The sequence below is a fragment of the Mesorhizobium sp. M8A.F.Ca.ET.161.01.1.1 genome, assembly GCF_004792105.1.
In the GTDB taxonomy this organism is placed as follows: Bacteria; Pseudomonadota; Alphaproteobacteria; order Rhizobiales; family Rhizobiaceae; genus Mesorhizobium.
Genome location: NZ_SRTD01000001.1, coordinates 303,668 through 322,854, shown reverse-complemented (window position 1 = coordinate 322,854; position 19,187 = coordinate 303,668). Strand labels below are relative to the sequence as shown.

Below are 19,187 nucleotides of genomic sequence, written 5' to 3'. Positions count from 1 at the left end.
CAAGCACCAATGCACCATATTAATTGACGATATCTGACTCCATCGCTAGGTTCCCCTCGGAGGAATATTTTTATCTTATTAAAAAAAGGGGAGGAAGATGTCTACAAACGAGGCAACGACAGGGGCAACTGCCAAGGCCGCGCCCGCCGCCAAGGGACTGGATCGGGCACTGAATGCGCTCGGCACACTGATGATCGTGCTGTCGGCAGTGACGCCGGCATCCTCGGTGTTCATCATCGTGCCGGGCGTCATCGCGCTGGCCGGCACCGGTTCATTCCTCAGTTTCGTCATTGCCGCGGTCATCGGGCTGTTCATGGCCTTCGTGTATGCCGAGCTCTCATCGGCCTATCCGATGGCCGGCGGCGAATATACCATGATCGGCCGCACGCTCGGCCGCTTCTGGGGCTTCGTCACGCTGGTGCTGGTGTTCGTCTCGATCGTGCTGATCGTCGCCGTCATCGCGCTTGGTGTCGGCACCTATCTCGGTGTGCTCATCCCCAACCTCAGTCCGCAATGGGTCGGCGTGGTGACGATCGGGCTGGCCGGCACGGTCGCGGCGATGCGCATCAAGCTCAATGCCTTCGTCACCGGCATTTTCCTCGGCATCGAGATGCTGGCGCTGCTGATCCTGACCGGTCTCGGCTTTGCCCATGTCGAGCGGCCGCTCTCCAGCCTGTTCACCTCGCCGCAATTGCTCGACGCCACCACGAACACGCTTGTTCCGGCCTCGGCCGGCCTCATCCTGGCCTCCACTGCCGTCTCGCTGTTTGCCTATAACGGCTATGGCGCGGCCGCCTATTTCGGCGAGGAGACACAGGATGCCAGGCGCAACATCGGCAAGGTGGTTCTCTGGGCATTGGTGATTACCGTCGCGGCCGAACTCATTCCGCTGACGGCGGTGTTGCTGGGGTCTCCGGATCTTCCCGGCCTGCTCGCGGCACCCCAGAAGATCGAGTATTTTCTGGAAGCGCGCGGCGGCCATGCGCTGACGGTTCTGATCAGCCTTGCCATCGTCGTCGCCATCTTCAACGCCGTCATCGCCATCATCCTGCAGGCGGCGCGGCTGCTGTTCAGCTCCGGCCGCGACAAGACCTGGTTCGGCCCAATCAACGCCGCCGTCGCCTCGGTCCACGGCAGCTACGCATCGCCCTGGATCGCCACCATTGTCGTGGCGGTCCTGGCTGCGCTCGCCTGCTTCATCGATCTCAATCTGCTGCTGGTGGTCAGCGGCACGTCGCTGGTGGTGATCTACGCACTTCTTTGCGTGGCGGTGTTTGCCGGCCGCCGCAATGGCACCACGGCTGGCGGACACTACCGCATGCCGCTGTTTCCAGTGCCGGCCGTCCTCGCCTTTGTGGCGCTGGTTTATGTCGCCTACCAGAACCTGCTCGATGCCGCGTTCGGGCGCCCGAGCCTGATCGCGACGCTGCTGATCATGGCAGCGGCGGCGATCTACTATCTGCTGATCCTGGCCAGGCGAGCGGACTGGAACCTGCACGGTCCCGACGAACTTGCCGGATAGGCGTTACCCTCCGACGCTCTGTCCTTGCGAGAACCCCGGCCTTCGCCGGGGTTCTTTTTTCTGGCGGCCCGTCCATTCCGGAGAGACTCGCTCCGGGATGCCCCGTTAACAGCGAGTGGGCGGAACAGGTGCTGAACGTCCATCAAAACCGATCGAACAGCCGCGACTTGAATACACCCAAAAAAAGTCAGGCTGAAAGGTAGGGTCACCTTCAGCGAATGAGGAGGCTTTTGGCCGGCATGCCATACCCTTCATCGATGGCTTGCGTTTCTATATTTGGTGAAAAAGCCCGGAAAACTGCCTGTTTCCGGCTCGTCCGTACACCAACGAACCCTTGTATAAGCCACTGTTCATACAAGGAAATCGCCAGTTTGTGCCATACCTCGGGTGGCGTTGACATATGACGCCGCGGCATGCGTATTCGTGGCTATGGGGTTACGCCAAAGCGATGCTGTTCGAACGGGGCGGGGGTTTCGTGAACGACTGCATTGGCGGGGGCGCCGGACGAGCGGGCATTGCAGCCTGAGGCAGTGCGCCGCTCGCTCCTGGCCTTCGATTGCGCTCGAAAGGCTACGGCTACTTGCTCGAATGAGCGCTGGCTGGGTCTTGCCGCCCCTGACCTGAGGTCTTCGGCCGGCGGCCGCGACGCCCGGCAATTCCGGCTGCGATCCGTCCTCCAAAGTAAGCAAGTTGACCATCGTTGCGTGGCTGGCCGCAAGCCATCCATCGATGGAGCCCTTTGGATCAGCAAAAAGCCCTTGAAGGGGGAAATCCTTCAAGGGCTTTGAAACACTATCCGAACGGAATCCTAGACCGAATAGTACATGTCGTATTCGACCGGATGCGGGGTCATTTCGAAGCGCATCACTTCCGCCATTTTCAGTTCGATGTAGCTATCGATCTGGTCGTCGTCGAAGACGCCGCCGGCTTTCAGGAAGCCGCGATCCTTGTCGAGGCTTTGCAGCGCTTCACGCAGCGAGCCGCAGACGGTCGGGATCTTCTTCAGCTCCTTCGGTGGCAGGTCGTAGAGATCCTTGTCCATTGGCTGTCCCGGATGGATCTTGTTCTTGATGCCGTCGAGGCCAGCCATCAGCATGGCGGCGAAAGCGAGATAGGGGTTCGCGCCCGGATCGGGGAAGCGAACCTCGACGCGCTTGGCCTTTGGCGACGAGCCGAATGGGATGCGGCAGGACGCCGAGCGGTTGCGCGCCGAATAGGCGAGCAGCACCGGCGCTTCGTAGCCAGGCACCAGACGCTTGTAGGAGTTGGTCAGCGGGTTGGTGAAGGCATTGATCGCCTTGGCATGCTTGATGATGCCGCCGATATAGAACAGGCAGCTCTCCGACAGACCGGCATATTCATTGCCGGCGAAGGTCGGCTTGCCGCCCTTCCAAATCGACTGGTGGACGTGCATGCCCGACCCGTTGTCGCCGAAGATCGGCTTCGGCATGAAGGTGGCCGTCTTGCCATAGGCGTTGGCGACCTGGTGCACGACATACTTGTAGATCAGCATCTTGTCGGCGTTGCGGACCAGCGTGTCGAACTTGATGCCGAGCTCGTGCTGGGCGGCGGCCACCTCGTGGTGATGCTTTTCGACGCGCACGCCCATTTCGGCCAGCACCGTCAGCATTTCGGAACGCATGTCCTGCGCCGAATCGATCGGCGGCACCGGGAAATAGCCGCCCTTGATGCGCGGCCGGTGACCGAGGTTGCCGGTTTCGTAGTCGGTGTCGTCGTTCGACGGCAGTTCGGTCGAATCGAGCTTGAAGCCGGTGTTGTAGGGATCGGCCTTGTACTTGACGTCGTCGAACACGAAGAACTCGGCTTCCGGGCCGACATAGATGGTGTCGCCGATGCCTTCCGCCTTCATGTAGGCCTCGGCCTTCTTGGCCGTGCCGCGCGGATCGCGGTTGTAGGATTCGCCCGAGACCGGGTCGAGGATGTCGCACAGGATAACCATGGTCGACTGCGCGAAGAACGGGTCCATGTGGACCGTGTCCGGATCGGGCATCAACACCATGTCGGACTCGTTGATGGCCTTCCAGCCGGCGATCGAGGAGCCGTCGAACATGACACCGTCGGCGAACATGTCTTCCTCGACCTCGACGACATCCATCGTCACGTGCTGCAGCTTGCCCTTCGGGTCGGTGAAGCGCAGGTCGACGAATTTCACGTCGTTGTCCTTGATCTGCTTCATGATGTCTTTGGCTGTCGTCATGTCATGTATCCCTGTGTGCTGACGTTTTTTGATGGATGACGTTTCTTAGAGGATGGCCGGGTCGGATCAAACCGCGTCCATGCCGGTTTCGCCGGTGCGGATGCGCACGACTTCCTCGATATTGGAGACGAAGATCTTGCCGTCGCCGATACGGCCGGTCTGGGCCGCCTTGCGGATGGCCTCGATCGCGCCTTCCACGGCATCGTCGCCGAGCACGACCTCGATCTTCACCTTGGGCAGGAAGTCGACGACATATTCGGCGCCGCGGTAGAGTTCTGTGTGACCCTTCTGGCGTCCGAAACCCTTGGCCTCGGTCACGGTAATGCCTTGCAGTCCGGCCTCCTGAAGCGCTTCCTTCACTTCGTCCAGCTTGAATGGCTTGATGATCGCTTCGATCTTTTTCATGTAAAAAGTGGCCTCCACTGCCAAAAAAACGGGTTGTGAGCCCCCGCTTGCGCCTCCATCAAGCACGAACTGTGCCAGTCGGAGGGAACAGAAGCGGTGTCATACGATTTCAAAGCCATGTCACCCCCAGATGTAAATTCGCGTCATTCGCTGCATTGGAAGCGGCATGAATGGCAACGGCCTATCCGGCACCACTGTGCGTGTCCGCCCAATATCTGGGCAAAGTGCTCATCTTGCGGGCAGTTTGGTGCCTGCGATCCTTGCGCCGATCGACGTGACCATGACAGCGCTACTCCTCCCCGTTTGCGTCGAGCCGAAAACTGGACAATGCTTGATCGAATGCGGATCGGCAATCCATGAGCCACGAACTTCTTACTTCCGCCGAGATGGGCGAAGCGGATCGGCTGACTATTGCAGCAGGTCCAACCGACGGCATTGGCTTGATGCGCCGTGCCGGGCAAGCCGTCGCGGCGCAAGTGCTCAGACGCTATCCCGCGGCGGCGCACGTCCATGTGTTGTGCGGCCCGGGCAACAATGGCGGCGACGGTTATGTCGTTGCCCAGGTGCTTGCCGGCAGCGGCGTCGCCACCACGGTCTGGGCGCATGGTCCGCCAAGGCCGGATAGCGACGCGGCACTCGCCGCTGCGGAATGCCCAATCAAGCCCAGGCCGCTCTCGGACTTTGATGCCGGACCCGGCTCGATCGTGGTCGATGCGCTTTACGGGGCAGGGCTGTCCAAGCCGTTGTCCGGCGAGGCCGCCAGGGCGGTCGATCTCGTGAGCGACCTGCATCTGCCGGTCGTCGCGGTCGACCTGCCTTCCGGCGTCTCCGGTGACAGCGGCAAGGTGCTCGGCACATCGTTTTCAGCCGACCTTACCGTGACCTTCGCGCGCAAGAAGCCCGGCCATCTGCTCCTGCCGGGCCGGGAACGATGCGGCGAGATCGTGCTTGCCGATATCGGCATCGGCGATGACATCATTGCAAGGCTCCAGCCCCGGACATTCGAGAATGGACCAGCGCTTTGGTTACACGGTTTGCCGGTGCCGGCCGTCGACGCGCACAAATACAGGCGCGGCCATGTCGGCGTCTGTTCCGGTGGACCCAACGCCACCGGCGCGGCGCGGCTCTCGGCGCTTGCCGCTGCCCGAAGCGGAGCAGGGGCGGTGACGGTTCTGTCGCCGGGCAACGCCATGCAGGTCAACGCCGCGCACCTGACTTCGATCATGCTGCGCAGGACCGACGATATTGCCGACATTGAAGCATTTGTCGGGGAGCGCCGGCCATCGGCCCTTGTTCTCGGACCTGGCTTTGGCGTCGGTGAAAAAACCAAGGCGTTCGCGCTCGCGCTGCTCGCGTCGGGCAAGCCAGCGGCCGCCTCCACCGGAATTGACGGCCTGGTCTTCGACGCCGACGCGATCACGAGTTTTCGGGAGGCGCCAGACGTTTTGTTCGAAGCCGCCCGTGGGCCGGACGCGCCGGCGCTGGTGATGACACCGCATGAAGGCGAGTTCGCCAGGCTGTTTCCTGGTATCGCCGACGACAATGCCTCCTCGAAGCTGGACAAGGCACGCTCGGCTGCCGCGAATGCCAATGCCGTCATCGTCTACAAGGGCGCCGATACGGTGATCGCCGCTCCGGATGGCAGGGCGGCGATCAATTCCAACGGCGTGGCCTGGCTTGCCACAGCGGGGTCGGGCGATGTGTTGTCCGGCATCGCGGCCGGACTGCTTGCCCAAGGCATGCCGGCGTTCGAAGCGGCCTGCGCGGCGGTCTGGATCCATGCCGAGGCGGGCAGTCGGTTTGGGCCGGGGCTGATCGCCGAGGACTTGCCGCTGGCGCTGGTGCCGGTGCTGCGCGACCTGGTGGCTGCAGGAGACGGGCGCTGATCAACCGCGATGCCCGCGACACCAGTTCACAGCGGAATGTTGTCGTGCTTCTTCCAGGGGTTCTGCATGTCCTTGTTGCGCAGCATGCGAAGCGCCCGGGCGATACGGCGGCGGGTCGAGTGCGGCATGATCACCTCGTCGACATAGCCGCGCTCGGCGGCCACGAAAGGCGACAGGAAGCGATCCTCGTAAGCCTTTGTATGGGCAGCGATCTTTTCGCCATCGCCGATGTCCTTGCGGTAGATGATCTCGACCGCGCCTCTGGCGCCCATCACCGCGATCTGCGCCGTCGGCCAGGCATAGTTCATGTCGCCGCGCAGATGTTTTGACGCCATCACGTCATAGGCGCCGCCATAGGCCTTGCGGGTGATGACGGTGATCTTCGGCACGGTCGCCTCGGCATAGGCGAAGAGCAGCTTGGCGCCATGCTTGATCAGGCCGCCATATTCCTGCGCGGTACCCGGCAGAAAGCCGGGAACATCGACGAAGGTGACGATCGGGATTGAAAAACAGTCGCAGAAGCGCACGAAGCGTGCCGCCTTGCGGCTGGCGTCGGAATCGAGCACACCCGCCAGCACCATTGGCTGGTTGGCGACAAAGCCGACCGTGCGGCCCTCGACCCGGCCGAAACCGGTGACGATATTCTTCGCAAAGCTCTGCTGGATCTCGAAGAAATCGCCCTCGTCGGCGACCTTCAGGATCAATTCCCTGATGTCATAGGGCTTGTTGGCGTTGTCGGGGATCAGCCGGTCGAGCGACATGTCATGATCGGTGACCGACTGGTAGCATTCGATCTCGGGAATCTCTGATGTGTTGGAAGCCGGTAGCAGGTCGATCAGCCGGCGCATCTGCAGGAGTGCTTCGACGTCATTGTCATAGGCGCCATCGGCGATCGAGGATTTCGTCGTGTGAACGGAAGCACCGCCGAGGCTCTCGGCTGTCACCGTCTCGTTGGTCACGGTCTTCACCACGTCCGGCCCGGTGACGAACATGTAGGAAGTGTCGCGCACCATGAAGATGAAATCGGTCATGGCCGGCGAATAGACGTCACCGCCGGCACAAGGGCCCATGATGACGGAGATCTGCGGTATGACGCCCGAAGCGAGCACGTTGCGCTGGAAGATTTCGGCATAGCCGCCGAGTGCCGCCACGCCTTCCTGGATGCGCGCCCCGCCGGCATCGTAGAGGCCGATGATCGGCGCACGGTTGCGCAGCGCCATCTCCTGCACCTTGATGACCTTTTCGGCATGGGCTTCCGACAGCGAGCCGCCGAACACTGTGAAATCCTTGGCGAAGAGATAGACCGGGCGGCCATTGACCGTACCCCAGCCCGTGACGACGCCATCGCCTGCGATCTTGGTCTTCTCCATGCCAAAATCGGTCGAGCGATGCTCGACATACATGTCGAACTCCTCGAACGAGCCTTCGTCGAGGAACACCTCAATGCGTTCGCGCGCGGTGAGCTTGCCCTTCTTGTGCTGGGCGTCGATGCGGGCCTGGCCGCCACCCATGCGGGCGATGTCGCGCCGCCGCTCGAGTTCCTTCAGCACGTCCTTCATCGCTCGGTCCCCAGAAAACGGAAGCTGCGTTTGTGGTAATGATGCCCGACGGGGAGCGCAAGCGTCGGCTTTTTGGTCCGGTTTTGTTGCGCTGCAACATGGAGCCCTTGCATTTCGGGGCGAACTCAGCCATATGCAGCGGCATAGGCGCTTGGGCCGGACTCACCGGCCTTCTCGACGAATGAGACTGGTTGCGTCTGTTTTCCCTCTTTCCGGTATATCGGCCCCTCTTTCCGGTACATCACAAAGTGGCGAAAAAGCCCCGTGGCATGATGCCTGCGGGCACGACAGCGCAGCCGCGCGGACAATCCTGTCCGCCGCCTTGTCGTTCCATGACAGTTTATCCGACGGCAGGTTGCGCCCTGCCGCCATTGATGTTTGCGGCCAGAGGCCGCGTGAAAGAAGATTATTTTGACCAACGAAAACACTTTGCCCGGCAATGAAACCGCGGAACTCTCCGGTTTCGCGGCGCTGGGAATTACGGGTGCGCTGCTCAAGGCAACCCACAATGCCGGCTTCGCCGAACCGAAGCCGATCCAGATGCAGGCGATCCCGCCGCAGCTGCAGGGCTGTGACATTTTCGGCATCGCGCAGACCGGCTCCGGCAAGACCGCGGCCTTCGCGCTGCCGATCCTGTCGAAGATCATCGCGCTCGGCACCAAGCGGCGCGCCAAGACGACCCGTGCGCTGATCCTGGCGCCGACCCGTGAACTCGCCGTGCAGATCGAGGACACGATCAAGATCCTCGCCAAGGGCGCGCATGTCTCGACGGCACTCGTACTGGGCGGCGTCTCGCGCTTCAGCCAGGTGAAGAAGGTTGCTCCCGGCGTCGATATCCTCATCGCCACGCCCGGCCGCTTGACCGACCTCGTGCGCGAGGGCGACCTCATCCTCTCTGACACCAAATGGCTGGTGCTGGATGAGGGCGATCGCATGCTCGACATGGGCTTCATCAATGACGTCAAGCGCATTGCCAAGGCGACCGCGCCCGACCGCCAGACGGCACTGTTCTCGGCCACCATGCCGGACGAGATCGCCGAGCTCGCCAAGGGCCTCCTGAAGAACCCGGTCCGCATTGAAGTTTCGCCGCAAAGCACCGCGGCGGCCGAGATCGTGCAGGGCGTCGTCTTCGCCCGCACCAAGCAGAAGCGCCAGGTTCTGTCGACGATGCTCGCTGACGCGGCGATGAAGTCCGTCATCATCTTTTCGCGCACCAAGCATGGTGCGGACCGGGTGACCAAGGACCTCGAGCGCGACGGCTTCAAGGCCGCCGTCATCCATGGCAACAAGTCGCAGAATGCCCGTCAGAAGGCACTGAATGACTTCCGTGACGGCTCGGTGCGCATTCTGGTCGCGACCGATATCGCCGCGCGCGGCATCGACGTGCCCGGCATCAGCCATGTCGTCAATTTCGACCTGCCGGATGAGGCGGAAAGCTACGTCCACCGTATCGGCCGCACCGGCCGCAACGGCATGGATGGCATCGCGATCACGCTTTGCGATCCTTCGGAGAACAGCAAGCTGCGCCAGGTCGAGCGGATCATCCGCACCAAGCTGCCTGTTGTTGCCGACCATCTCGGCAGCCCCGATCCGGCACGCAATCCGGCTGAGAAGAACGAGCGCTTCGAACCCGCCAACGATCGCAGCGACCGTAACGGCCGTCGCGACGGCCGGCGGCCGGGCGGCGAGAAGAAGCAGAACAACGGCTTCGGCAAGAAGCGCTTCGGCGACAAGCCGGCCTTTGCCGGCGAGCGCAAGCCCGAAGGCGCCAAGCCCTTCAAGGGCAACAACAAGCGCCGCTTCGGCGGCAAGCGTCCGGCAGCGCGGGCTGCTTGATAGGCCTCACGGACGCCTCCAATCCCTGGGGTTGGCTGGTTGACCGGATAGCAAAGAAGAGGGCGGCCGAGGCAATGCTTCGGGCGCCCTCTTCTTCTTGAAGCCTATTTCGCCACCGCTTCGATCCAGACGGCAATCCGTTGCGCCAGGAACGCCGTGGTGGATGGCGACAGCGCGTCGCCGGCAATGACATGATTGTCGGGATCGCCGGTGCTTTCCATGGGCACCAGCTCATGCGCGCCGCCCCAGCGCGCGGCGATTTCGCGGGTGCGGTCGGGCCGTACTACCTTGTCGATATCCGAGAAGATGAACAGGGCGGGGATGGTCGCCTTCTCCATAGGCGCGCCATAGGCAAGCTCGGTCAGGGCCTGCATCGGCATCGTCGCGGCGATCGGATATCTGGTGGTCCACAATTTCTCATGCAGCGCATTGCGTGGCACGAAGCTGCGCTCCTTGCCGGCGACGAGTTCGGCGATCTGCTTGCCCCAGGGCATGGTCAGGATCTCGGCGCCGGATGCCGTCACGCCGAAATTGGGCGAGATGAATGCAATGGCCGCCACACCCTCGGATGCCCCGGGCTGCGTCGCCGCCCAGGCCGCCAGCGAGCCGCCGGTCGACGTCGAGATGACGATCACCTTGTCGCCGATTGCCCGGCCGATGGCGATCGCCTCCTCATAGTCGTTGATCCAGGCATTGACGCTGCCTTGCGTCATCGATTCGCCGTCTTGGCCATGACCGGTGAGGCGGGTGTAGAACAGGTTGGCGTCGAGCTGGTCGGCCACGTCGTCAGGTAGCGGGCGCACCTCGCCCTTCGAGGCGGAAAAGCCGTGGATGTAGACGATCGACAGCGGGGTCTTGGCATGCACCATCGGGTTGGCCCAGACGATCTCCTTTTCCAACCCGTCTCGGATATTGGGTACGGTGGCCTCCACTTTTGCCACATAGGCTTGTGGGTCGTCGCCGATGACGGAAGGATCGAAGCGGATCGTGGTGTCGATCGCTACGCGTGGACCCAGTACGAAGGTCAGTGCAAGGATGGCGACCAGGCCCAGCACAGCAAGCACGATCCGTCGCCCCATCGCAGACTCCACGCAACAATATTCAACCTATGGCGGTGGCCATGGACAGGCAACGGCCGTTCAGGCAGCCATGCCAGCAATCCTGTGGGCATCTATTCGTTGGGCGGTTTGCGCTCGTAATGCAGCGGCCGTGCCTTCCAGCTGGTCGTCAGGATGATCACCCATCGGCATAAAGGCCTTGGCAGCATGCCAAGAATTTTCAGCGGCCAGCTCGTCCGGTAAGGGAAGGTCACTTCGAAGCCACCGGACTTGATGCCCCGCACCATGCGGCGGGTCGCGCGGCCGACCGGCATCAGGCCCGGCATCGGCAGCATGTTCTTTTCGGTCAATGGCGTATCGACAAAACCGGGATTTATCACCTGAACGCGGATGTTCATCTTGTCGAAATCATACTTCAGCGACTCGGCCAGGATGTTGATGGCGGCCTTGGTGCCGCCATAGGCGGCCGTGGTCGGCCAGCCAAAATAGGCGGTCACCGAGCCGACCAGAACGACATGGCCGCGCGCGCGTACCCGCATATGCTCGACGACAGGCACCAGCCCATTGATGATGCCGAAATAGTTGACCTCGAAGGAGCGGCGGAAGTCCTTGACGACGAGGGATTCGCCAGGTGTCGAGATGTAATTTCCGGCATTGAATATGGCGAGCACGATCGGTCCGAGGTCCTTCTCGATCGCGGCAACCGTTCTTGCCATGCGCGGCTCGTCGGTGACGTCGCAGGGAAAGGACACGACCTTGCCCGGCATCTGCGCGGTCTCGACGATGAGCGTGTCGATCGGATCGTCGTCCAGCGCTGTCACCGCCACCGCATAGCCTTGTGACGCCAGGTCCCTGGCCAGCGAACGGCCAATGCCGCTGCTGCCGCCCGTGACCCAGGCGACGCCGTGTTTCGGATCGGCCCGATAGAGTGTCATGCTGCGCCCTGCCGAGTTGTTGGTGCCTTGCTCTAGCGGCGAAGAAATCGAATGAAAAGAGTGCTTTTCCACCACAGGTGCAAATGAACTGTGTGATATCGAGCCCGGTCGCGGCAAGGTCGGCACCCGCAGGGCCGGAAATGCGACTGGACCAGACGAATTCTTGCCTTGAAACCGCAGCGTTGGGTTTCTAGGGTTTCGGCGCATGTACACAAGGAATCCTGAATGCCCCGTTCTGTGATCGACGCGATCGGCAACACGCCTCTGATCCGCCTCAACAAAGCTTCCGAGGAAACCGGCTGCGAGATCCTGGGCAAGGCCGAGTTCATGAATCCGGGACAGTCGGTCAAGGATCGCGCCGGCCTGTTCATCATCCGCGACGCCGAACAACGTGGCCTGTTGAAGCCGGGCGGTGTCATCGTCGAGGGGACAGCCGGCAACACCGGCATCGGGCTGACGCTCGTCGCCAAGGCGCTCGGCTACCGCACCGTCATCGTCATCCCGGACACGCAAAGCCAGGAAAAGAAGGACACGATCCGGCTGCTCGGCGCCGAGCTGATCGAAGTGCCGGCCGTGCCCTACAAGAACCCCAACAATTACGTGAAACTGTCGGGACGGCTGGCCGAGCAGATGGCGAGGAGCGAGCCGAACGGCGCCATCTGGGCCAACCAGTTCGACAATGTCGCCAACCGAGATGGCCATATCCGCACCACGGCCGAGGAAATCTGGACCCAGACCGGCGGCAAGGTCGACGGTTTTGTCTCGGCGGTGGGTTCGGGTGGAACGCTGGCCGGTGTCGGGCTCGGATTGAAGGCCAAGAGCAAGAACGTCAAGATTGCGCTCGCCGACCCTCTTGGCGCCGCGCTGTACAGTTTCTACACCAGCGGTGAGCTGAAGTCCGAAGGCAGTTCGGTCACCGAGGGCATCGGGCAGGGGCGCATCACCGCCAATCTCGAAGGTTTCACGCCTGACTTCTCCTACCAGATCAAGGACGAGGACGCGCTGCCGATCGTCTTCGACCTGATCCAGGAGGAAGGCCTGTGCGTCGGCGGTTCGACCGGCATCAACATTGCCGGCGCGATGCGGCTGGCCAGGGAATTAGGCCCGGGGCACACCATCGTGACCATCCTTTGCGACTACGGCACCCGCTACCAGTCGAAATTGTTCAACCCTGACTTCCTGCGCGACAAGAATCTGCCGGTGCCGGGCTGGATGGAACTGCAGAGCAAGATCTCGGTGCCGTTCGAAAAGGTTGCATGATGGCGCACAAGACGGAAGCGCTGTTTCGCGACGATGCCTATCTCAGGACGGCTGAAGCCACGGTCGTCGCCATCAATGAGCGCGGCGGCATCATTCTCGACCGGACGATCTTCTACGCCACCTCGGGCGGCCAGCCGGGCGACACTGGTCATATCGAACGCGGCGATGGCAGCCGCATCGCGATCGCCGCCACGATCACCGGCGAGACCAAGGACGAGATCATCCATGTGCCGGCGCCGGAGCTGGCCACGCTGCAGGTCGGTGAGCGCGTGAAGCTGGCGATTGACTGGGAGCGCCGGTACCTGCTGATGCGCATGCACGCTGCCTGCCACCTGCTGACAGTCGTCTGCCCATTCCCGATCACCGGGGCGGCGGTCTTCGAGGACGACAGCCGTGTCGATTTCGACATTCCGGACGCCAGCTTCACCAAGGAACAGGTGACTGCGGGCATGATGGACCTGGTGCGGGCTGATCATCCCATCTTTACCAGGCTGATCAGCGACGGGGAATTGGGCGCCAATCCTGGCCTGGTAAAATCCAAGAATGTCAGACCGCCTGTTGGCACGGGCAAGATCCGTCTCGTCTGCATCGGTGAGAACGCCTCGGTGGACAGCCAGCCCTGCGGCGGTACCCATGTGAAGAGCACCGGCGAGATCGGCGAAATCCACATCGGCAAGATCGAGAAGAAGGGCCGGGAAAACAGGCGCTTCCGCATCCGCTTCGGCCCGATGCCGGTAAATTGAACAGACAGACACCGTCAAAGAGCGGCAGGAGAAAAGATGGCCGAAGACAGCGCTTTCACCGTCGATGCGGACTGGCTGCAGGAGCGGTTGGGCCAGCCGGGCCTGACGATCGTAGACGCCTCCTGGTATCTGCCGGCGCAAAAACGCGACGCGCGCGCCGAGTATGATGCAGCCCATATTCCAGGCGCCCGTTTCCTGGACCAGGATGCCGTTTCGGACCCCGACGCCGCCTTGCCGCATACGCTCGCATCGCCGCAGCATTTTGCTCAGTATGTCGGCGCGATGGGCGTTTCTGCGGATGACACCATCGTCGTCTATGATGGCCCAGGCTTTTTCTCCGCGCCCCGGGCATGGTGGATGTTCCGCGTCATGGGCGTCTTCCAGACCTATATTCTGGACGGCGGCTTCGATGGCTGGAAGGCGTCCGGCCGGCCGATAACGGCCGAACCGACCAAGATCGCGCCAAGTGTCTTTCATGCCGATTTCGACGCTGGTCGCGTCGTCGGCCTAGCCGACATGCGCCGGATCGTCGATACGGGGGCAAGCCAGATTGCCGACGCGCGTGGGGCAGGGCGCTTTACCGGTTCAGAGCCCGAGCCCCGCGTTGGCATCCGCTCCGGCCACATGCCGGGGGCACGCAATATCCCCTATTCGGCGCTTTCCGAAAACGGCAGGCTGCTGCCGAAGGACCGTTTGCGCAAGGTGATTGAGGACGCCGGCATCGACCTGTCGAAGCCCGTTGTCACATCCTGCGGCTCCGGTGTCACGGCCGCGGTGGTCACGCTGGCACTGGAGACGGTTGGCCACACCGACAACAGGCTTTATGACGGCTCATGGACCGAGTGGGGCGGATTGCCCGATACGCCAGTCGTGAGCGGCCCAGCCACTACCGGCAAGGAATGAATTGATGGAAAACGGCGTGCTGCAGGACATTGAAGTCACGGTGACTTTTCTCGAAATGCATGCACCTCCGGCCGCCTCGCCACCGGTGCCCTACAACCGCCAGGTCGCACTGCTGAAGACCAGGGACATCCCCTTGCATTTCTACCGCTACCTGATGGACCGCGTGGGGCGCAAATGGCACTGGGTCAATGTTCTGAGGCTGAATGACGATGAGCTGTCGGCCGGAATCCACCGCGAGGATCGCGACATCAGGGTGCTCTATCTCGACGGCTCGCCGGCAGGCTTCTTCGACCTCAAGCCGCATCTGCCTGAGGAAGTCGAGCTCGCCTATTTCGGCATGATGGAACACGCCACCGGGCAAGGCATCGGCCGCTGGTTCCTTGGCTCGGCGATTGCCGCGGCATGGTCGCATGGGCCGAAAAGGGTGACGGTGCAGACCTGCACGCTCGACCACCCCGCAGCCCTGCCGCTCTACCAGAAGCTTGGTTTCAAGCCGGTCGCGCAGAAGAAGGAAATCGTGCATCCCCTGCCTTTCGCCGAGCGCTCGGCAAGCGTCATGCGGCCGTAACTCCAGCCGGAATCTGAACCTTCCGTTCATCGGCGCTTCAGCCTGTCTTTGGCATGTTGCCCGCATTGCCAATGCGGCCGAGGCCGAAGGAGAAAGACATGCTGACCCGACGTACTCTTGCCGCCGCGCTGATTGCGGCGATTACCATGCCGAGCCTTGCCGCTGCCCAGGCGACGACGCCCTCGGCCGCGACGATCGAGCGAAAGCTCGAGGCGGCACCCCGGGTCAAGCTGCGGCCGAACGAGCGCGTCACCATCCGTGAATTCAAGCGCCGGCCGGACCTGCGCCGCATGGCGCGCTCGATCGATATCCAGTCGATCAATTTCGCCTTTGGCTCCGCGGCGATTCCCAGTTCGCAGTATAACAAGATCGATAACATCGCCGATGCGCTGCGCCGCATCCTGCGCCGCGACCCCGGCGCGCGTGTGCTCATCGAGGGTCATACCGACGCTGTCGGATCGTTTCAGTCGAATCAGGTTCTTTCCGAACAGCGCGCCGCTTCGCTGAAGCGCACGCTGGTGCGTGAATTCGGCGTGCCCGGTTATGCATTGGAGACTGTCGGTTACGGCGAGGAATTCCTGCTGGTGCCGACTCAGAGCGAGAACTGGCAGAATCGCCGGGTGACATTGCGCCGCTTCGACGATTTCATCCGCTGAACGCAGGCGCCGATTCAAACTGATTAGCCGGCTTATATTGTCCCGGCTGGCAATATCGGCGCTTATCCCATTTGATCTCGGGCCCGATTTGCCGACGGCAGGTCGGCCCTCGACTCTTGGCAGGAATCGGGTGGGAAGCATCGAAGGGGAAGCATAATTTCCGCTCAACCACACCGGAGATCATGCGATGACCATCCAGTTCAAAGCTCTGCCGACCGAAGATGTGCGAGCGCTGCAGGGGGGTGGGCCAGACGCCTATGGCAACACGCCCGAGCGCCAGGTTTCCGACGGTGACGGCATGCCTTGCCGGCATTGTTTGAAGAACATCGCCGCCGGCGATGACTACCTCGTCCTGGCCTACCGGCCGTTCCCGCAGCTTCAGCCTTATGCCGAGACGGGCCCCATCTTCCTGCACGCGCAGGAATGCGAACGCGCTGTTGAGGCGGAGATCATTCCCGTGATACTGGAAAGCGCCGACTATATCGTGCGCGGCTACGGCAAGGACGACCGCATTGTCTATGGCAGCGGCGGCGTCATCCCAACCGACGCTATAGTAGCGCGGGCGGAAACCCTGTTTGAGCGTGAAGACATTGCCTATGTGCATGTCCGCTCGGCGCGCAACAATTGCTACCAATGCCGGATCGAGCGCGCGTGAGGGTCCAGGGATTGGCGATAGAAAGCTTCTGTCGCACTGCTGTCGCACGAACGCGCTAGAAAGCCATTGTCGATCGATTGGCCGACCGCGGATGAACCGGCGGCAATCTCGATATCGAGGAAGCGGGGCTTTGGCTCCGCTTTTTTGTTGCCCAGATTTCACTGCGTCATATCTCAAGCAACGAAAAAGCCCGCCGGCAACGCCGGCGGGCTTTTTTAGGTTTGCCTGGAGGGCTTAGTTGAACTTGTACTTCGCGCCGATACGCACGGTATGGAAGGACGACGTAGAGGTAATGGAGTCGTCAGGCAGCCCCACCTCGGATGAGAAATCTTTCTTGGCGAATTGCGAGTAGCGATACTCAACACCCAAGGTAACATTGCTGGATATTGCCGTTTCCAGACCACCACCAACAGAGAAACCGCTGGAGCCCCAATCGAGGATGTCGCCGACCGGGTCTGAAGCGTTCAAGTCGAAATGCTGCCAACTGTAGCCAGCCAGCGCGTAGGCGAGGGTCGATTCATTCATTTTCACGCCGGCGCGGCCAAGCACATCGAAACCGTAGTCGGTATCGACATTGATCGATCCGCCGCCGAGGTCCAGCTTCGAGGTCATGCCGGAATAGCGGGCGTCCACCATGATGCCAGCGACCCAGCTGCCGAAGTCGCGGTCATAGCCGACATTCAGCTCGCCAAGCACGCCTTCACCGCCGAGGCCGTTGAACTTCGCGCCGCCAAGCGGTGGGATTTCGATCTGGTGCACCGACGCACCCGCGCCCAAACCGCCACCGATATAGAAGCCGGACCAGTTATAGGCGGGCGTTTCAAACGAAGTGGCGGCACCGTTCTGCGCCCCGAAGCGATAGCTGGCGGCAACCTGGAATGTGTGCCGCGACGTATCGAGATTGAGAAGGCCATCCGGAGCCCCGATAAGGCCGGCCTCGGAAAGGAGATCGTCCTTGGTGCCGAAGCGTGTATAGCGATACTCGGTCTTGATCGTCCAATTGCTGTTGATGGCCGTTTCGAGACCACCACCGACGAAATATCCGCTCTGGTCCCAATCGAAACCAAAGCCGGCGTTGGAATCAAGCTTGTACTTCTGCCAGGAATAGCCGCCCAGCACGTAGCCCAGCGTGTTCGGGGTAAGCAGATACCCTACGCGCAGACCAGCGTCGAAACCGTATGTCTCCTGGATCGAGGCGTTGAAACCACCGGCGTCGAGCTTGGTTTTGATGTCGCCGGCATGGACGTCCAGCAATCCGCCGAGCAGGAAGCGGGGCGAGACCATGTAGTCGTAGCCAGCGGTAAGTTCGCCGTAAACGCCTTCACCGCCAATGCCATTCAATGACAAGGGAGCAAAATCGCTGCTCAACTTATGGACGTTGGCTCCGGCGCCTACGCCGAAGCCAACATAAACGCCGCTCCAGTTAAAACCGGATGCCTCTACCGGCTGCACGACGTCGGCCGCATGAGCCGCCGACATCAAAGCCACAACAGAAACCGCGCAGAGAAGAATAGATTTCGCAGTAATGCGAACAAACATAGCCCGTACCCCTAATGAATAAACCCGGGATGTTCCTAGCAGGGAGTCGGCCAATACAGGTATGACAAAAATGCAACAGCGGGAGGCTAAGTGCCCTTACGGCACACGCTTCGATGGATCCCCTGGGAAGCAGGTTTGGAGCATCATTGCCTAAAGAAAAAGCCCGCCGGAGCGAACCGGCGGGCAAAAGTGTAAGTTGACTTTTTCTGGGTGTATCAGGCCGCGAGCACGGCTTTCGGCTCGACCAGTTCGTAGCCGAGCGCTTCGGCGACCGCGCGGTTGGTGATCTTGCCTTTGTGGACGTTGAGGCCGTTGCGCAAATGATGGTCGTCGACCAGCGCCTTCAGGCCCTTGTCGGCGAGCTGCAGGCCGTAATGCAGCGTTGCGTTGTTCAGCGCATGGGCCGAAGTGACCGGCACAGCGCCTGGCATGTTGGCGACGCAGTAGTGGATAACGCCGTCGACTTCGTAAGTCGGCTCGGCGTGGGTGGTCGCATGAGAGGTCTCGAAGCAGCCGCCCTGGTCGATGGCGACATCGACCAGCACCGAGCCCTTCTTCATGCCGGACAGCATTTCACGGGTGACCAGCTTAGGCGCGGCCGCGCCCGGGATGAGCACGGCGCCGACGACGATGTCGGCCGAGAAGCATTCTTCCTCGAGCGCCTCGACGGTCGAGTAACGGGTGTGGACCCGGCCGGCGAAGAGGTCATCGAGCTGGCGCAGACGCGGGATCGAGCGGTCGATGATGGTGACATCGGCGCCAAGGCCGGCGGCCATGCGGGCCGCATGCAGGCCTACGACGCCGCCGCCGAGCACGGTGACCTTGCCTGGCAGCACGCCGGGCACGCCGCCAAGCAGCACGCCGCGGCCGCCATTGGCCTTCTGCAGCGCCGTGGCGCCGGCCTGGATCGACAGGCGACCCGCGACTTCCGACATCGGCGCCAGCAGCGGCAGCCCGCCACGATCGTCGGTCACGGTTTCATAGGCGATCGCCGTGACGCCCGAAGCGAGCAGGCCCTTGGTCTGCTCCGGATCCGGGGCCAGGTGGAGATAGGTGTACAGGATCTGGCCTTCGCGCAATTGCACCCACTCATTGGGCTGCGGCTCCTTGACCTTGACGATCATGTCCGACTTGGCGAACACGTCGGCGGCGGTCTTGGCGATGGTGGCGCCTGCAGCACGATAGGCGTTGTCGTCGGCGCCGATACCGGCACCGGCACCAGCCTCGACCAGCACTTCGTGGCCGTGGGCCACATATTCGCGGACCGAACCCGGCGTAAGGCCGACACGGTATTCGTGGTTCTTGATTTCCTTGGGGCAGCCGACGCGCATTTTCTTCTCCTGATCCGGGCCCTTTTGGGCTCACTCCCTGATTGTCGGAGTGAACCATGAATCGGCTCGCAAGTGTTTGCGAATGCGCTTGCGCGAACAGGAGGGTTTCGATA

16 protein-coding genes are annotated in these 19,187 nt (G+C 62.0%); 9 read left to right on the top strand and 7 right to left on the bottom strand.

Annotated elements, in window-relative coordinates; translation table 11 throughout:
• Positions 1-97: 97 nt before the first annotated feature.
• Positions 98-1,522 carry an APC family permease gene (locus EN804_RS01655; RefSeq protein WP_135918566.1) on the top strand — a complete coding sequence of 475 codons (1,425 nt, stop codon included), beginning with the start codon at positions 98-100 and terminating at the stop codon, positions 1,520-1,522.
• An 808-nt stretch (positions 1,523-2,330) separates the two neighbouring features.
• Here the strand turns inward: EN804_RS01655 and glnA are convergent.
• Together glnA and EN804_RS01645 are read right to left on the bottom strand one after the other, a co-directional pair.
• Entirely contained in the window at positions 2,331-3,740 is a 1,410-nt protein-coding gene (glnA, locus tag EN804_RS01650) for a type I glutamate--ammonia ligase (protein WP_127279623.1), read from the bottom strand.
• Positions 3,741-3,806: 66 nt separating this feature from the next.
• Complete coding sequence (locus tag EN804_RS01645) at positions 3,807-4,145, bottom strand: P-II family nitrogen regulator (RefSeq protein WP_006205430.1); 339 nt, start codon at positions 4,143-4,145, stop codon at positions 3,807-3,809.
• 356 nt (positions 4,146-4,501) lie between these two features.
• Here EN804_RS01645 and EN804_RS01640 point away from each other — a divergent pair, with 356 nt between their 5' ends.
• The gene (locus tag EN804_RS01640; protein WP_135918565.1) at positions 4,502-6,031 is read left to right on the top strand and encodes an NAD(P)H-hydrate dehydratase; all 1,530 of its coding nucleotides are present in this window, start codon (positions 4,502-4,504) and stop codon (positions 6,029-6,031) included.
• Between the two features lie 26 nt (positions 6,032-6,057).
• Here the strand turns inward: EN804_RS01640 and EN804_RS01635 are convergent, their stop codons facing one another.
• The gene (locus tag EN804_RS01635; protein WP_127869351.1) at positions 6,058-7,590 is read right to left on the bottom strand and encodes an acyl-CoA carboxylase subunit beta; all 1,533 of its coding nucleotides are present in this window, start codon (positions 7,588-7,590) and stop codon (positions 6,058-6,060) included.
• Positions 7,591-8,001: 411 nt separating this feature from the next.
• Here EN804_RS01635 and EN804_RS01630 point away from each other — a divergent pair, with 411 nt between their 5' ends.
• Entirely contained in the window at positions 8,002-9,426 is a 1,425-nt protein-coding gene (locus tag EN804_RS01630; RefSeq protein ID WP_135918564.1) for a DEAD/DEAH box helicase, read from the top strand.
• 104 nt (positions 9,427-9,530) lie between these two features.
• Here EN804_RS01630 and EN804_RS01625 read toward each other — a convergent pair whose 3' ends face one another.
• A complete protein-coding gene (locus EN804_RS01625) occupies positions 9,531-10,505 on the bottom strand; it encodes an alpha/beta fold hydrolase (protein ID WP_135918563.1) in 975 nt (324 codons plus the stop codon).
• Positions 10,506-10,597: 92 nt separating this feature from the next.
• A complete protein-coding gene (locus EN804_RS01620) occupies positions 10,598-11,419 on the bottom strand; it encodes an SDR family oxidoreductase (protein ID WP_127280474.1) in 822 nt (273 codons plus the stop codon).
• A gap of 225 nt (positions 11,420-11,644) precedes the next feature.
• Here EN804_RS01620 and EN804_RS01615 point away from each other — a divergent pair, with 225 nt between their 5' ends.
• From EN804_RS01615 to EN804_RS01590, 6 genes are all read left to right on the top strand, one after another.
• Positions 11,645-12,679 (top strand): cysteine synthase A, encoded by a 1,035-nt coding sequence (locus tag EN804_RS01615; protein ID WP_135918562.1) that lies wholly within the window; start codon positions 11,645-11,647, stop codon positions 12,677-12,679.
• Positions 12,679-13,422, top strand: coding sequence for an alanyl-tRNA editing protein (locus EN804_RS01610; RefSeq protein WP_135918561.1), 744 nt, complete (start codon positions 12,679-12,681; stop codon positions 13,420-13,422). The genes EN804_RS01615 and EN804_RS01610 overlap by 1 nt, the downstream gene beginning before the upstream one ends.
• Positions 13,423-13,458: 36 nt before the next feature.
• Entirely contained in the window at positions 13,459-14,325 is an 867-nt protein-coding gene (gene sseA, locus EN804_RS01605; protein ID WP_135918560.1) for a 3-mercaptopyruvate sulfurtransferase, read from the top strand.
• A gap of 4 nt (positions 14,326-14,329) precedes the next feature.
• Positions 14,330-14,893: a GNAT family N-acetyltransferase gene (locus tag EN804_RS01600; protein ID WP_127280900.1), complete on the top strand. Its 564-nt coding sequence runs from the start codon at positions 14,330-14,332 to the stop codon at positions 14,891-14,893.
• A gap of 98 nt (positions 14,894-14,991) precedes the next feature.
• The gene (locus tag EN804_RS01595; protein WP_135918559.1) at positions 14,992-15,549 is read left to right on the top strand and encodes an OmpA family protein; all 558 of its coding nucleotides are present in this window, start codon (positions 14,992-14,994) and stop codon (positions 15,547-15,549) included.
• Between the two features lie 187 nt (positions 15,550-15,736).
• Positions 15,737-16,204, top strand: a complete 468-nt coding sequence (locus tag EN804_RS01590; protein WP_135918558.1) for a DUF1203 domain-containing protein — start codon at positions 15,737-15,739, stop codon at positions 16,202-16,204.
• Positions 16,205-16,438: 234 nt separating this feature from the next.
• Here EN804_RS01590 and EN804_RS01585 read toward each other — a convergent pair whose 3' ends face one another.
• On the bottom strand, positions 16,439-17,743 hold the full coding sequence (locus tag EN804_RS01585) for an outer membrane beta-barrel protein (RefSeq protein ID WP_135918557.1): 1,305 nt from the start codon (positions 17,741-17,743) through the stop codon (positions 16,439-16,441).
• Positions 17,744-17,958: 215 nt separating this feature from the next.
• A complete protein-coding gene (gene ald / locus EN804_RS01580) occupies positions 17,959-19,074 on the bottom strand; it encodes an alanine dehydrogenase (protein ID WP_019858003.1) in 1,116 nt (371 codons plus the stop codon).
• Positions 19,075-19,187: the final 113 nt, after the last annotated feature.